Annotated in this window: 15 protein-coding genes; all 15 read left to right on the top strand. The window is 42.0% G+C overall.

The genetic code is table 11. From position 1 onward, the window contains the following. The first annotated feature begins 15 nt into the window (after positions 1-15). Positions 16-1,110, top strand: coding sequence for an acyltransferase family protein (locus tag J2W55_RS01180; protein ID WP_310091028.1), 1,095 nt, complete (start codon positions 16-18; stop codon positions 1,108-1,110). 5 nt (positions 1,111-1,115) lie between these two features. Further along, positions 1,116-2,057: a glycosyltransferase family 9 protein gene (locus J2W55_RS01175; RefSeq protein WP_310091027.1), complete on the top strand. Its 942-nt coding sequence runs from the start codon at positions 1,116-1,118 to the stop codon at positions 2,055-2,057. Continuing rightward, the gene (locus tag J2W55_RS01170; RefSeq protein ID WP_310091025.1) at positions 2,050-2,967 is read left to right on the top strand and encodes a glycosyltransferase; all 918 of its coding nucleotides are present in this window, start codon (positions 2,050-2,052) and stop codon (positions 2,965-2,967) included. Before J2W55_RS01175 ends, J2W55_RS01170 begins: the two co-directional genes overlap by 8 nt. Then, positions 2,968-3,888, top strand: coding sequence for a hypothetical protein (locus tag J2W55_RS01165; protein WP_310091023.1), 921 nt, complete (start codon positions 2,968-2,970; stop codon positions 3,886-3,888). It abuts the gene before it with no gap. Beyond that, positions 3,870-4,892: a glycosyltransferase family 2 protein gene (locus tag J2W55_RS01160; RefSeq protein ID WP_310091021.1), complete on the top strand. Its 1,023-nt coding sequence runs from the start codon at positions 3,870-3,872 to the stop codon at positions 4,890-4,892. The genes J2W55_RS01165 and J2W55_RS01160 overlap by 19 nt, the downstream gene beginning before the upstream one ends. Then, positions 4,889-6,103, top strand: a complete 1,215-nt coding sequence (locus J2W55_RS01155; protein WP_310091019.1) for a glycosyltransferase family protein — start codon at positions 4,889-4,891, stop codon at positions 6,101-6,103. Before J2W55_RS01160 ends, J2W55_RS01155 begins: the two co-directional genes overlap by 4 nt. Continuing rightward, positions 6,093-7,052: a hypothetical protein gene (locus tag J2W55_RS01150; protein WP_310091016.1), complete on the top strand. Its 960-nt coding sequence runs from the start codon at positions 6,093-6,095 to the stop codon at positions 7,050-7,052. Before J2W55_RS01155 ends, J2W55_RS01150 begins: the two co-directional genes overlap by 11 nt. Positions 7,053-7,055: 3 nt before the next feature. Further along, entirely contained in the window at positions 7,056-8,327 is a 1,272-nt protein-coding gene (locus tag J2W55_RS01145; protein WP_310091012.1) for a glycosyltransferase, read from the top strand. Between the two features lie 19 nt (positions 8,328-8,346). After that, positions 8,347-9,507: a glycosyltransferase family 4 protein gene (locus J2W55_RS01140; RefSeq protein ID WP_310091010.1), complete on the top strand. Its 1,161-nt coding sequence runs from the start codon at positions 8,347-8,349 to the stop codon at positions 9,505-9,507. Beyond that, positions 9,497-10,903 (top strand): exosortase Y-associated Wzy-like protein, encoded by a 1,407-nt coding sequence (locus J2W55_RS01135; protein ID WP_310091007.1) that lies wholly within the window; start codon positions 9,497-9,499, stop codon positions 10,901-10,903. Before J2W55_RS01140 ends, J2W55_RS01135 begins: the two co-directional genes overlap by 11 nt. After that, complete coding sequence (locus tag J2W55_RS01130; RefSeq protein WP_310091005.1) at positions 10,900-12,036, top strand: XrtY-associated glycosyltransferase XYAG1; 1,137 nt, start codon at positions 10,900-10,902, stop codon at positions 12,034-12,036. Before J2W55_RS01135 ends, J2W55_RS01130 begins: the two co-directional genes overlap by 4 nt. Then, positions 12,033-12,653: a class I SAM-dependent methyltransferase gene (locus tag J2W55_RS01125; protein WP_310091003.1), complete on the top strand. Its 621-nt coding sequence runs from the start codon at positions 12,033-12,035 to the stop codon at positions 12,651-12,653. Before J2W55_RS01130 ends, J2W55_RS01125 begins: the two co-directional genes overlap by 4 nt. Further along, a complete protein-coding gene (xrtY, locus tag J2W55_RS01120; protein WP_310091000.1) occupies positions 12,650-14,065 on the top strand; it encodes an exosortase Y in 1,416 nt (471 codons plus the stop codon). The genes J2W55_RS01125 and xrtY overlap by 4 nt, the downstream gene beginning before the upstream one ends. Next, positions 14,058-14,618 (top strand): WcaF family extracellular polysaccharide biosynthesis acetyltransferase, encoded by a 561-nt coding sequence (locus J2W55_RS01115; protein WP_310090997.1) that lies wholly within the window; start codon positions 14,058-14,060, stop codon positions 14,616-14,618. Before xrtY ends, J2W55_RS01115 begins: the two co-directional genes overlap by 8 nt. A 138-nt stretch (positions 14,619-14,756) precedes the next feature. After that, positions 14,757-16,325 (top strand): hypothetical protein, encoded by a 1,569-nt coding sequence (locus J2W55_RS01110; protein WP_310090995.1) that lies wholly within the window; start codon positions 14,757-14,759, stop codon positions 16,323-16,325. Position 16,326 lies beyond the last annotated feature (1 nt).

Raw genomic sequence — 16,326 nt, 5'->3', positions numbered from 1 at the left:
AACCATCAAATTTAATTGCAAAGAATAAAATACATTGACGCGTTACGAGGGATAGCCATTATGCTGGTGGTATTGCACCATTCGCACCCATATTTTGCAGGTATAAATAATTTTAAGTTGCCGGCTTTTTTTGATTTCATTCTACAAAATGGCGATAAAGGGGTAACACTATTTTTTTTAATGAGTGCTTATACGCTTTGTCTTTCGCTTGACAGGAAAAAGGAAACCGAAATTAGCCCGGTACGCAATTATTTTTTACGCCGGGTCTTCCGGATAGTACCGCTTTATTACTTCACCATTATACTGATATTGCTTGTCCGCATAAACTCTCCGTCGCTTAATTCAATAACAGCCAATGTACTTTTTATACACGGGTTAAGCCCAAACTGGATCAACTCAACTGTACCCGGGGGATGGTCGGTTGGTATCGAGGTACTTTTTTACCTGGTATTTCCATTCATGTTCTTCAGGATACAATCTGTGCCTAAAGCCATAAATGTTACGCTATTGTTTATGCTTATAGCCAAAGTGGTAACCAGCCTGATGTTTAAAAACCCTCCTATTGCTGACGGCATTTTATGGGGCGTTTTCACCTATGAGAACATAGTATCGCAGCTGCCTGTATTTTTAACAGGCATATGCCTGTATCTTTTTTCCAAACATAAACAGAGCGAAAACGAGCAGCCCGCGTTGTATAAAAGCTATTGCCTTGTGGGGCTTTTAGTGATCTTCCATTTGGCAGGCGGCAACATATTAAAGGATCATTACCTGTTTGCCATAGCTTTTGGTTTGCTGGCTTATGGTTTATCCGGATACCCATCTCCTGTTCTGGTGAATAAATTTACCGTTTGGATAGGTAAACTGAGCTATAGTATTTATCTAACCCATTTAATAATATCGCATTTACTGGTTAAATACCATTTAAACCATTACAGCGCCAATGCATCGGCAGAGGTGCTTATCAGGTTCATGATCATCCTTTCAATAAGCGTTTGCATATCATGGGTTACCTATACGTTGATCGAAGTACCTTTTCAAAACATGGGCAAACGACTGATTAAAAAATTAGAGGTTAAATCAAAGGCGCAGTTGACCAAAGTAACCCTATAAATCCATTGATCACTTTTATCAAAACAATAACCGCTACGCTTTATAAGATCTATAAATATGGCGTTCCGGCTTACATTTTATCTTTTGGTGATTCATTGGGCGACAACCTGTTGCTTACTGTTTTAGCCAAAGAACTTTATGAAAAAGGACATAAAAATATCTGGATAAAATGCGACCGGCATGCGCTGTTTGAACATAACCCTTATGTAAAGCTCGTTATGCCTTATCAAACTTTATTATCAGGCACTATTTTAAATGCTTTTAAAGTACAAACAGCATATCCCCGTTATACCGTTTATCATCAGGAAACTGACGGTGATGAGATACCCAACAAACATATCATGTTAAAAATGGCCGATGCGGTAAACTTAAAGGGCGCTATAGCCAATAAGCCGGTTATTAAACTGAATGAACATGAAAAACTAAAAGGTAAACTGGCAAAAAATCAAATAGTTATTTCCACCTCAAGTACCGGGGCGCAATTCCCCATGACTAACAAAGAATGGGCTATTGAAAAATATCAGCAGATAGTTAATACATTCGGCAATGCGTACACCTTTATTCAATTAGGTTCAGCCGCCGACGCGCCGCTTGAGGGTGTAATGGATATGCGCGGAAAAACATCATTAAGGGAGAGCGCGGCAATACTAAGTAATTCCGCGCTGATGATATCGCATGTTGGGTTCATGATGCACCTGGCAAGGGCCGTTGATTGCCGCTCGGTTATAATTTACGGAGGCCGCGAAAAGCCGGAGCAATCTGGTTACACGTGTTTCGAAAATCTGTACTCGGCAGTTGAATGCTCGCCGTGCTGGCTGCACAACAAATGCGATCATGACAAAAAGTGCATGCGGCTTATAACAGCAGATATGGCAGAAAATGCTGTTTTAAGGCAACTGGGATTAACATATAAACCGCTAACCGTTGATATATTGTATAATGATTAGCCTTTCAGTGATCATTCCAACATATAACCCCGATGCCGAAAGGTTTAATAAAACATTGAATGGGTTAAAAGAGCAAACCTTAAGCTTTAACCACTGGGAGCTTATTGTTGTTGACAACAATTCATCGTCGGGCTTTTCTTCTCAGGTGGATATTGCCTGGCAACCTAACAGTAATATTGTTCATGAACCCAAACAAGGCCTAACCTTTGCCCGTTTAAAAGGCTTTGCAGAAGCCCGGGGAGCAATCATTGTCATTGTTGATGATGATAATATTTTAGCCGCTGATTACCTTGAACAGGTATTGCATATTTTTAATAAGGAGTCCAAATTGGGTGCGGTGGGAGGCAAGTCAATACCACTTTTTGAAACCGCGCCGCCTGAATGGTTAAGCACTTTTTACAGCAATTTGGCCTTGCGCGATTTAGGCGATGAAGTTATAATGGAGGGCTGGTCAAATAAATATCCCCAAAGCGCCCCCATAGGTGCTGGGATGGCCCTGCGGAAAACAGCGCTTAAAACTTACATGGATAAAGCATTGGTGGGCAAAGTTAAAACCACCGACCGCACAGCCCTCTCATTAAGCTCCGGCGGTGATAACGATATGGTGATAGAGGTGTTAAAAGCAGGATGGCTGGTTGCTTATCATCCGGCGCTTACATTACAGCATGTTATACCTGCCAAACGTATGGAAACCGGATATATGGCACAATTGGTAAATAACACCAATAGATCATGGGTACAGGTGCTGGATAGTCACGGCATCAATCCCTGGAATAAAATCGCGCGCTGGACGGTTCCTCTAAGAAAAATAAAGGCCTGGTTTACTTATAAAGCGTGGAAGAACAAGGTAAATTTTATTCGCTGGCAAGGAGCCTGCGGAACGTTTGAAGGATTAGCCGATAGCTTATAATTGTTACAATCCATTATAAATCTTCTTTACCGGTATCCTAAAGCACAGGTCAAAAAACTTCGTCGTTTTGGCGGCCTCTTTAATTATTACCTGATGATGAAAGGGCAAAAACAAATGAAAAGCTCGTCCCTGAAACTTAAACCGGTGATCTCGCATCCTCAGGGCTTACCCATTTATTTTTTAACAGGTAAAAAATATCTGCACCAAACACTATTTTGCATCCAGTCATTAACTAAAGCTACTTCAAAACCATTCCGTTTTGTTTTAGTGGATGATGGCACCTTTGACGTTAAATTAATTGAACATATAAACCGGCTATTGCCCGGCGTAAAAGTGATCGATACCTCGACTATAAACAAGAACCTCGAAGAAAAACTGCCTAAAGCGACTTTTAAACAACTGCATCAAAAAAGGGCCGTCTATCCGCATATTAAAAAACTAACCGATATACATACCATAACCGAAGATCCCTGGAAGCTGGTACTTGATTCTGATATGTTATTTTGGAATGAACCCACAAAGATCATTAACTGGTTGATGGATCCGGATACCCCCCTGCATATGGTGGACTGTGAGCAATCCTATGGCTATTCAATTCCATTGATGGAGAGTTTATGCTGCACAGCAGTAAAACCACTGGTTAATGTTGGCGCCATAGGATTAAACAGCAACCATATAAACTGGCACAACATTCAGCACTGGGTTAAATTGTTAGAAGAAAAAGAGGGTACTTCTTATTACCTAGAACAGGCTATCACAGCCATGCTGATAGGCGATGCAAACACCGTAGAATTAGATAGCAGCCAATATATTGTTGCCCCGGATAAAACAACAATAAAACAGAAAAACGGCATTTTACACCACTATGTTGATTTGTCAAAAGAAGGATATTACAAAACGGCATGGGAAAGCCTCATTTAATGGATAAGCAACCATTGGTATCCATTATCATCCCGGTATATAATACGGAAAAATACCTGGCCGGTAGTATTACATCTGCGGTAAGCCAAACGTGGCCAAATAAAGAGATCATCGTAGTTGACGATGGTTCAACCGATCAGTCGCTAAAGGTTGCAAAAGGTTTTGCAAGTGATGCAGTGAGCGTTTTTTCCTGTGAAAACAAAGGTGCAAGCGCAGCCAGAAATTTTGGCTTGCACCTGGCCAAAGGTGACTATATACAATTTTTAGATGCCGACGACCTGCTAAGCCATGATAAAATTGAAAAACAGTTGCACGCTTTAAAAAATGATTTAAATAGCATAGCAGTATGCAGCACAACTCATTTTTTCGATGGCGAACCACATACCGCATCTGCCCCCTCATCTTATGAGGAGGGGTTCATTAATACAACAAATGATCCGGTTGATTTTTTGATCCGCCTGTATGGTGGTTATGACTTTAAGGCTTCAATGGTACAAACCAATGCCTGGCTAATTCCTAAAAAACTAATAGATGCTGCAGGTCCCTGGAATGAAAACTTAACCCTTGATGACGATGGCGAGTTTTTTGCCAGGGTAATACTGGCCGCAAAAAGAATTGTAAAAACCGAAGGCATAAACTTTTACAGAAAGTTCACCACTTTTAAAAACCTGTCGTCGCAAAAAAACAGGCGGGCTTTGGAAAGCGCCGTAACATCTGCTTTACTAAAAAAAAAGTACCTTTTAAAAAGCAGCACAAGCCAGGCTGCCAAAAAAGCAGCATACCTTCAACTAACCGACCTGAGTATAAAGTGCTATTTACAGGAACCCGAATTATATAAGTTACTCCAATATGAGCTGGGCACTTTGCCAAAATACAATTACAAACCTGTAATGGGTGGCCGGCTTATTAATCATATTGCCAACCTGTTTGGTTGGAAAACCGCCAAAGCCGTTCAAATACTTTATCGTAAACGTCCCGGCCGCTCGGGCTTGGTTCATGAATGAGTAAAACCATTTGCATAGTTACCCAATCACATCTTTGCCGAAACCCCAGGGTTTTAAAAGAAGCCATTGCACTTTCAAAGGCCGGTTACAGCATAACCATATTAACAGCCATATATTCAGATAAATTATTGCAGGAAGACCTGGAACTGTTGAACCATACCACTATCCGGCTTCATTTTTATAGCGATTTAAGCAAAGGCGGCTTCAATTCATTTATGTCCAGGCTTATCAGAAAGTTATCGGTTTTGTTAAAAACCAAATTAAATATGGAAAGCAGGCACAGCCTGGGATATAACGCCATCGGCTTAAAAAAACATATTAAAAACCACCGGGCCCACCTGTATATCATGCACCAGGAGCTGGCTACCGTTATTGGCAGCCAAATGACCGAAAAGTACAAGGTTGCCTTTGATTTGGAGGACTGGTATTCTGAAGATCTTTTACCCGGTGCCCGCAAAGCAAGGCCTGCTAAGCTATTAAAACAAGCCGAAAAAACAGCCATTGAAAAAAGCGCATGCTGCTATACCACCTCAAAGGCAATGGCAAAAGGTTTAAAAACATACTATAAAACAGGTAATGAACCGGCAGTTATTTATAACTCATTTGATCTCATTAAAAATACTGATGGGTCTGTTCAGCATCACGACCGCCCACGTTTATATTGGTTTTCACAAACTATCGGTGAGGGCCGGGGCCTGGAGTTTTTTATAAATTGCCTTTCAAAAAGCGATTGCAGCTGGGAGCTTAACCTGCGGGGTGACATTTCTGAAACGTATAGCGAACATCTGAACAAACTGATGTCGCCTAAAAACCAACTGGTTTTATTGCCAATGCAAAACAATACGGAACTGATAGAAGGCATTCCCTATTATGACATCGGTCTTGCTCTTGAGCCCAATGATCCGCCTAATAAAAACCTCACCATATCAAACAAACTCTTTCATTGTATGGCTGCGGGTTTGCCGGTAATTGCCTCTTATACCGAGGGCCAGGCAGAGATAGGTCTTGAAAACCCAGAGATCATTTTCCTGTATAAACAAAACGATGAACGGGCCCTGGTTGATATATTAAACAACTTAGGCGGCAAATTTGCCCGGAATGAACTGAATCAACTGAGAACTGAGGTTGTAAAAGCTTACCAATTAAAATATTCCTGGGAAATCGAATCAAAAAAATTAGTGCAACTCATACATAACGCGCTTGAACAATAAGGTTAGCTTACAAATAAACCTTGCCCCCGGTGATTATCCGCATGCCCGGCATATTCTGCCCCATCAGCTTAAAACATTAACCGGCCAGGTTGATGAAGTTATTTTAACATTGGATACAAGGCCCGGCAAAGGCAGGTTCTCGGAAGGATGGAATAAGTATGCAGCACTTTTAAACGAGTACCTGCATCAAGAAATTGAGCCATCTTTTAACGTTAAAATCATTCCGGTTGATTATTCAGCTACTGTACGAACCAAAATTGCCCGCTATTTCTTCGGCACTGATCACATGCCCGAAAAGGATTTCAGGGGCGGGCCCTTTTACGCCTACTTTTTTGGGTTATTTTCGGCTACTCACAACCTGGTATTTCACCTCGACTCGGATATGTTTTTAGGCGGCGGCAGTAAAACCTGGGTGCAGGAAGCCTGCGACTTTTTCCAAAATGATCCGTCATGCCTCATTATTTCCCCGCTTCCCGGTCCGCCGCAGCCTGATGGTAAACTCATTGATCAACTGGTTATAAATAAATTGAACAACCACACTTACCAGCTTGATGGCATGAGCACGCGCGTTTTTATGATAAATAAAGCGCTTTTTAAGGATCATAAATTAACGTTTGTTAAACCAGCCGCACGCAGTCAGCTCAAAGCAATGGTTCAGGGAAACCCCAATGCTGATCTGCCCGAACACCTCATCCTGTCGTTCATGAAGAAACATCATTTTAAAAGGATCGATTTTTTAGGCACAGCTACCGGTCTTTGGTCATTGCACCCGCCCTATCGTACCACAGGATTTTATAAAAAGCTGCCGGAGTTGATAAAACAGGTGGAAACTAATGATTTGCCGGTAGCTCAACAAGGGTTTTATGATATTATAGACGAAGTTTGCGACTGGACAGAAGCCCGGGAAAAAATCGCCGCCAACCGTTGGTGGAAAACTCTTTTTAAATAACTATTGAAAAATGTCCTGATCATATCGCCTTACTTCCCACCTGTAAATGCTGCCGATATGCAGCGGGTACGCATGAGCCTGCCCTATTTTACCGACTATGGATGGAATGCCGAAATAGTGACCGTGGATGAACAATATACCGATATGAACACAGATGCTTTACTGCTGCAGAGCATTCCGGCAGCTGTGAAAATACATCGGGTTAAGGCGTTTAAAAAACAATGGACCTCAAAATTTGGTCTTGGCAGTATTGCGCTGCGGTCACTTTGGTTTTATCGTAAAAAGGTTAACCAGTTATTAAAAAGCGGCAAATTTGATTTGATTTACTTTTCAACCACGCAATTCCCGGTTTGTATTTTAGGCGCGTATTGGAAAAAACGGTTTGGTATCCCCTACGTGATCGATATGCAGGATCCCTGGCATTCCAACTATTATCAGGATAAACCCCGTGCTGAGCAACCGCCTAAATATTGGTTCTCCTATCGCTTAAATAAATACCTGGAACCCATCGCCATGAAAAGCGCGGATGGCCTTATCAGCGTTTCTGCTGACTATATTCATGATCTCAAAACCAGGTACCCGGCAATTAAAAATATCCCTGCCGCTACGGTTACCTTTAGCTCGTTTGAACCCGATTTACAGATTGCCGCCAGCAACAGTCAAAATTTTGAGGGCTTGCTCAACCCTAATTTCACCAATATAGTTTATGTAGGCCGCGGCGGGGCAGATATGAGCAAGGCAATTATCCCGCTTTTTAAAACACTTAAACAGGGGTTGGTTGATAACAGCTATGCTATTGAACGGTTAAAGTTTTACTTTATTGGTACCAGTTATGCCCCCGCGGGTTTAGGCAAGCCCACCATACGTCCGCTTGCCGAACAATATGGTGTGGCAGGGCATGTTATTGAAATTACCGACCGTATAAGCTATTACCATACCCTGCTCACTTTACAGCAAGCCGACGCCTTTTTTATACCCGGTTCTGACGACCCTAAGTATACCGCATCAAAGATTTATACTTACCTGCTAATTCAGAAGCCTATGCTGGCTATTTTTAACAAAGACAGTTCGGCAATTGCCATATTAAAAGAGTATGGCGTAAAGCACGTGTATGATTATGAAAAAATAACGGAAGCAGCTGTTAACAACTTTTTTTCGGAATTAAATAGCGCTCAGCTTAAACCGCAAACATATAACACAGCGGCAATCCATAAGTACTCGGCACAACAAATGACCGTGAATCAATGCGAGCTTTTTAACCAGGTAGTTAAATGATGGGCCATTTACTTTTTTTATGCGCTTAGCCATTATAACCACGCATCCTATACAATATTACGCGCCGGTTTTTAAGCTGTTAAATGAACAGCCGGGTGTCAGTATCAGGGTATTTTATACCTGGGGCGAAAAAGCTAAAGACAAGTTTGATCCCGGTTTTGGAAAAAATATCAACTGGGATGTTCCATTGCTACAGGGGTACGATTATGAATGGGTAAAAAATACGTCTGCTGATCCGGGTACGCATCATTTCAGTGGGGTTGTTAATCCCGAACTAATTGATTGCATTAACCTTTGGCAACCCAATGCCCTGCTTGTTTTTGGGTGGGCTTTTCAAAGCCATTTTAAGGTGATGCGTTATTATAAAAACAAGCTGCCGGTTTATTTCAGGGGCGATTCAACCCTGCTTGATGTACCAAATGGGATCAAATCATTTTTACGATCTGTTTTGTTGAGATGGGTTTATCGCCACATTGACTATGCTTTTTATGTTGGCACCAATAATAAAGCCTATTTCAAAAAACACGGACTGGCGGATGAGCACCTAACCTTTGCGCCGCATGCCGTTGATAACAACCGCTTTGCCGCCAAAAATAACGATGAAGCTTTAAAATTAAGACAAAGCTTAGGCATTGCGGACGGTGATGTCCTGGTGCTATTTGCCGGTAAGTTTGAAGAGAAAAAATCGCCGATGATACTGCTGAATGCGTTTTTAACCTTAAGCGAGCCCGGCATACATTTATTGTTTGTTGGCGATGGCATCCTGGAAACTCCGTTAAAGACCCAGGCCAGTGCCGGGAAAAACATCCATTTCATGAGTTTTCAAAATCAGTTAGCAATGCCTGCAATTTATCAGGCTTGTGATTTATTTTGTTTGCCCTCAAAAGGGCCGGGTGAAACATGGGGGCTTGCCGTAAATGAGGCTATGGCGGCGGGAAGGCCTGTATTGGTATCAAACAAGGTGGGCTGTGCTGTCGATCTGGTAATACCTGGTTTTACCGGTGATGTTTTTGATTCAGAAAATTTATCGGATATTACCAAAAAACTAAGGGTGCTTATCAATGACAGGCCCCAATTAAAAACCTTAGGCATTAATGCAAAAAAACAAATAGCCTGCTGGAACTTTGACGTGCAAGTTGCTGCTATAATAAACAGACTAAAGACCATCAATGCAAACTGACCAGCCTCCTTTAGAGCGTTTTATAGTACTATTTTTACCCTGGGCACTTTCCCTTCTATTGAGTGGCGACCCGGTGCTTTCCTATTTTATAGCCTGGTTGGGTTCGTTCCTTATATTTGTTTTAACCTTGAGCGGGTGGGTTAAACCCATTCCTGCAGACAGAGGCGTAGCCGAGCAATTAATGCGGCCAATTTTTTTGGTGCAGATAATTTTTGCCGGGTATATGGCTTGTACATCCATATTTTACTTTATGGATGTAATGGGCTATGAAGACTTTGTAAAAACAAGTTACACGCTTGTTGATCAGGAAAAGCTGCAGCTCACCGCGCAGTGCCAGCGTTATTATTGCTTAGCCCACGCGGCCCTTGCTTTAGGCATCCTGGTTTTTATGGATTATCCGGTTAAAAAGCGGTATTATACCGAGATTGAGAAACTGGCCAACCTGTTGTTGGTATTTGCAGTGATCAGTTTTCCGGTTTCTATCCTGTTTTTAAAGATCCCCGGTTTATCACAATTTTACTACCAGTTAAATTCGCTTAGTTTTATAGCGGGCACATTGGCACTGGCATTTGCCATCCCGTTAAAAAAGCCGGGCAACACATTGATATGTCTTGGGTTTTATATGTTTAACTTTTATCAGTCGCTCATTTCAGGGTTTAAGGAGCCTATAATTATCAGCGTGCTGGTGCTTGGCGTTTTTTTGTATCCCAGCTATAAAAAACTAATTGCCTTTACTTTTGTCCCCATGCTGCTCCTGTTGTTTATACTTTTGCCCACCTACAACAGGGTTTTCAGACAAAATGCCTGGTCTGGCGATACTAATGCCGATGAGGCCGGCCAGCTGGCGTTAGAGGCCACATTAAATAATAACAATGAAGATGACGATTCAAACTGGGGCTTTTTAGTTAACCGGTTAAGCGAAATTGATATGTTTACCAAGTTTGTACAATCAACTCCGCAGCAGGTGGGCTACTATGGTTTTACCTTATTTAAGCAATCAGGAATGGCTATTATCCCGCGCGTATTCTGGCCGGGAAAACCCAGCACCGAAGATCTGATCATGGAACGGGTCTATGATGCAGGTGTAATTAACCGGCTGTCAAACGTTTCGGCAAAACCCGCTTTTGTGGTAGACGCCTACCTTTCGGGCGGTGCTGTGGGCATATTTTTATGCTTGTTTGCTTACGGCGCCATTGCCCAGCTAATAGCCCAAAAAGCAGAAACACTTTTCGGAGGGTATATTTTGGGTACCGCGCTTATTTTCAGCGGGTTATTTCAGGTATTTTGGCGGGGGCTCAGTTTCGAGTTTTTGATCAATTCCATTTTCTGGAGTTATTTTACCATGCTGGCCGTCCACAAAATATTAACATCGGCAAATATTTTAAAAGAGGTTTGAAAGTATTACAGGTTTCGGCAGCATATAAACCTGCCTACATATACGGGGGGCCAACAATGTCAGTTGCCATGCTTTGCGAACAATTGGTAAAAACCGGCTGCCCTGTTCATGTATACACAACTACCGCCAACGGCGTAAATGAACTTGATATATTGGCCGATGAACCTGTTAATATTGATGGCGTAACGGTAACCTATTTCAAACGCATTACTAAAGACCATACGCACTTTTCGCCAGCCCTGCTAAAAACAGTATGGAAAACCGCTAAAGAATATGATGCCGTTCATATCCATGCCTGGTGGAACCTGGTTTCCGTTTTTTCATGTCTTATAGCCTTATGGCATAAGGTACCTGTAATAGTTTCGGCAAGGGGCACTTTAAGCCCCTATTCCTTTAACAATAAAAACAGGGGCATCAAGTCTGTCATTCATAGTATATTGGGGAAACCATTGTTAAAAAGATGCCATTTTCATGTAACATCAAACAGGGAAAGCGAAGCGGTTAATACGTTTGGCGCTAAAAGTATTATCAATATACCAAATTTTGTAAAGCTACCGGCCCCTCGTCAATCAACGGAGAAACCCGTATCGGAAACTTTCAAACTGATCTTTTTTTCGCGGATAGAAGAAAAAAAAGGATTGGATATCCTGTTTCGTGCGCTCAGCACGGTTAAAGTTTCATTTCACCTTACTATTGCAGGTACCGGCAATGAGGACTATATTGACCACTTAAAATTATTAGCTATAACCTATAACATTCAGCATAAAATAACCTGGGCCGGTTTTGTAAACGAAACCAAATTTGAGCTCCTGCGCCAGCATCATCTTTTTGTACTGCCATCATACGACGAAAACTTCGGCAATGCGGTAATAGAAAGCCTGAGCGTTGGTACCGCGGTATTGGTAAGCGAAGGTGTTGGCTTAGCCGGTTATATCAGAAAAAATAATTTTGGTTGGGTATGCCAGCATGATCCGCAATCAATAAGCGATGCTATTGAAAATATAGCGCAGCATGAACAAAACCGTCTGCAACAGATAAGGAGCACAACCCCCACAGCCATACGCTGTGATTTTGATGAAGACGGTCTTACCAAACAATACCTTGACATGTATCAGCAAATTATATCAATATGAGTGCATACCAGGATTATGGATATACTGATAACAATGCCTGCCATGCGTTTAAATACACACTGCAGCCGCTGCTTTCCATGCTTAACCAAACAGATAACCGTTATATACTTGATTTAGGCTGCGGCAACGGTTATCTGGCAAACTATTTAATTGAACAGGGATATAACGCATACGGTACCGATGCATCTGAAAAAGGTATAGCTATTGCCGGCAGAACCAATCCGGGTCGTTTTTTTGTTCAGGATCTTTCATCAGATGCTTTGCCGCCACAATTGCAGGGTGTTCCGTTTGATACCATCATATCAACAGAGGTTATTGAGCATTTATATAACCCCGAAACATTTATTACCTTTTGCAGGCAACAGCTAAAACCCGGCGGACAGTTAATTATAACTACACCATACCACGGATATTTAAAAAATCTTTTACTAAGCATTTTTAACAAATGGGATACCCATATGGATCCACTCTGGACGGGAGGGCACATTAAACTATGGTCCAGAAAAACACTTACCGGCGCTTTAACTAAAGCAGGTTTTAGCGTTGTAGGTTTTAAAGGCTGCGGAAATATTCCTTATTGCTGGAAATCAATGATCATTAAATCAACCTTAAATTGAGCGCGACCTATTCTTTCATTATACTTACTTATAACGAAGAGCATCATTTGCCGCGTTTACTGGCATCAATTACGGGGTTAAACGCCCCGGTTTTTATACTTGATTCCGGCAGTACAGATCATACGGTCAGCATTGCTCAACAAGCCGGCGCTACCCTCCTGCAGCACACTTTTGAAAATCACCCCAAACAATGGGATTTCGCGCTGCGGAATTTTGATATCCAAACACCCTGGGTTATTTGCCTTGATGCCGACCAGGTGGTTACACCTGAACTTAAACAACTGCTTACAAATTTTAAGGACGAAGACCATCAGCATGTTAATGGCATTTACTTTAACCGGAAAAACTTCTTTAAAGGCAGGTGGATAAAGCATGGCGGGTATTATCCTTTTTATCTGCTTAAAATGTTCAGGTATAATGCCGGGTATTCAGACCTGAATGAAAACATGGATCACAGGTTTATCGTTCCCGGTAAAACCGTGATTTGGAAACAAGGTCATATTATTGAAGAAAATTTAAAGGAGAATAATATCTCCTTCTGGATAGACAAGCATAACCGTTACAGCGATCTGCTGGCGCGCGAAGAGGTTGAGCGGATGCAAAACCTACGGCAGCAAACGCTTAAACCTAACCTGCTGGGTTCGCCCGATGAACGTACGGCCTGGCTTAAACAATTGTGGTGGCAATTGCCACGGTATATACGCCCTTTTTTTTACTTTATATACCGTATGGTGTTCCAGCTTGGGGTGCTTGACGGCCGTACAGGCATAATTTTTCATTTTTTACAGGCCTTTTGGTTCAGGCTGATAGTAGATGTAAAAATTGACGAGATCATAAAAAGTAAACAGCTGCAGGCACAAACTGGGGCGCATCAAAATTCGGCGGTTAAATTTGTTTTGAGGTTCTTGCTGTTGTTTCTTGCCTTTTATTATTTCAACATTTTATTTTTTGGGCTCACCAGTCCCGGCAATCATTATAATGCGTTTTTAGCCAACCATTTAAACTACATACAGGCGCTCCGCTCACTTCTGCTTAGTTGCTGCAAACAATTGCTTAATTTAATGGGGTTTACAGCCATTACAAATCAAAATGACTTGCTTGTTGCCGGCCGGGGCGCTATCCGCCTGGTTTATTCCTGCCTGGGTTTTGGGCTCATCAGTTTTTTCGCGGCTTTTGTTATAGCTTACCCGGCATCATTAAAAGCCAGGATCGCTTTTATACTGGGAGGTATTGTTACCATTGAAGTTTTAAACATTCTACGGTTTATTTTATTGGTATTGTTTTGGAACAAAAAGGCCGGTAAAATAGTTGATCATCATACCATCTTCAACATCGTTCTTTACATACTGATCATGATAAGCCTTTACTTTTGGGTTAAACATAAAGACCGGGCCACTAATAAACATGCATAAAACCGACCTGTCCACCTATAACAATTATCCATTCCATCCGGGAGGAAACGCCTTGAAAAGATTTTTATGGTATTATTTAAATGCCATCTTTTTAAAAACCAGCACCATCCCATCCAGCAGGTTCAAAGTATTTTTATTGCGTTCATTCGGCGCAAAAATCGGTAAAAACGTAACCATAAAACCATGTGTAAATATAAAATACCCCTGGTTTTTAAGCATTGGCGATCAAACCTGGGTTGGCGAAAATGTATGGATAGACAGCCTGGTTAACATACACATAGGCGCGCACGTATGCCTGTCGCAGGGAGCGGTGCTGCTTACCGGCAGTCATAACTATAAAAGCACCGCTTTTAACCTGATAACTAAAGAGCTAACTTTGGAGGATGGAGTATGGATAGGCGCGGGCGCTATTGTAACCCCCGGGATAACCGCGGCAAGCCACGCGGTGCTTACCAGCGGATCGGTAGCCACACGCGACCTTGAACCTTATAGTGTTTACCAGGGTAACCCGGCCATAAAGGTTCGTGAACGCAACATCGACGTAATAGTTTAATGTGTTTAGCGGAGAGAAAAAATGTGTTATGCAGATGAGGGTGAGCGGTTTCTGGGCAACAACAAGTTTTTTTCCGATCAGCGTTAAACCATTCGACCGCAAACACGTTAGTTTAAAAAATTTCGATTAATTAGATATATGCCATTTAAAAAACCCGGTACCCATCAAATTATACTTGCCGTTTTAGCTACAATAGTAATAATACTGGGTGTAATGATCTTTATATATCCTGCATCCATTTTTCCTGACTCGTGCTGGGGTTTTCAGGTATTGCGCAAAATGCAGATGGGCGGAGGTTTCAACATGGCCGTAAAGCCCGATCCGTCTGATATCGCTAAAAATTATACCGAGTTTTTATCATGGTGGTCGCCGGGGCAATACCTGGTTCCTTATTTCTTCCAGTCGCTTTTCGGTATTAATATTGGTCAGTCGTCGGCGGTTACTTCAACCTTTTTTACCCTGCTGGGGATAGCCGGTTTTTATTCCTTTTTCCGCAAAGCGGGCTTTACCCCCGTCATCGCCGCTGTGAGCGTAGCGGTTATTGCCTGCCAGCAAGCCTTTGTTGTTCCCTATATTTTTTACAACGGCGGCGAGGTTTTAATTTTTGGTTTTGCGGGATGGTTCCTGTATGGCTGTGCAGCTATTGACAAAACCGGGTGGAAACTTGTCGTATTCCTGCTGCTTTCGGGCTGCTTTGGTTTTTTTTGTAAATCATCTTTTTTATGGATGTTCGGCGCGGGCTGCATTTATTTATGGCTCAAATTATCAATGGGGCAGCCCGATATTTGGGGCTGGATAAAAAAGGGATTCTGGATAGGTATACCAGCCATATTATCATTGGCTACGATATATGTTTTTTACCTGTCAAAAGGTCAAAACCCGGCATCAGAGGGCCTTGGCATAAAGTTAACATGGGAAACTTTTAGCTTTCCGCTGGCCTCGCCCGTGCTGGCAGGCTTTTCTGTTGATGATATAGTAAACGGTTTAATATATCATGATGATGCCGTTATGATTAACCGGTTCTGGTCCATAATCACCCTGCAGCTATCGGCAATACTGAGTATTTTACTGGTTATCAATATTGTACGCAGAATACCCGCGAAGAATTATACTTTGACGGTTATTGTTTTTTATTCGGTTTCGGTAGCATTTTTTAGCTATAACTTTTTACGCCAGGCCAATATATCATACGAAGCAAGGCACCTGCGCCTTATAGGCCTGTTGATAACTCCCGGCGTTGTGTACCTGGCAAGCAAAAGTAACCTTACCATGAGAGCGGCTTTTAGCTTTATTTGCCTGGCAACCGCTTTTTTAAGCTTTACTTATTTTGTGCTGGGCTTTCAGCAAAATAAAATTACTGCAAGAGGCAGCTCGGGCCTGGCGCAAATATTTATTGACCAGGCATCGCTAAACTATATTACCGACCTTGACCGGAAAACCAACAACGCTATTTTTGTATTTGTAAGCCCCGACCTGGGCCTGGAGATAAACCACAACCGTATTGTTACGTTGGACCCTATTGATGACGACATTGCCATTGATTACGACAGCTATGTACATCATGGCCACGCAGGGCCAATATTTATTTTACTTCCTGCGAGCTATATGGGCCCAAAATCAAACATTATACGAAAATGCTTTCCGGATTACACCGGGTTCAAGATGGAAATGCTAAGTAATGATTATGTGCTGTATTCGGCTAAGTGAG

This window comes from Mucilaginibacter pocheonensis (genome assembly GCF_031456535.1).
Classification (GTDB): domain Bacteria; phylum Bacteroidota; class Bacteroidia; order Sphingobacteriales; family Sphingobacteriaceae; genus Mucilaginibacter; species Mucilaginibacter pocheonensis.
Note: the sequence above shows the minus strand (reverse complement) of the source record. Positions and strands in the feature narration are given on the sequence as shown.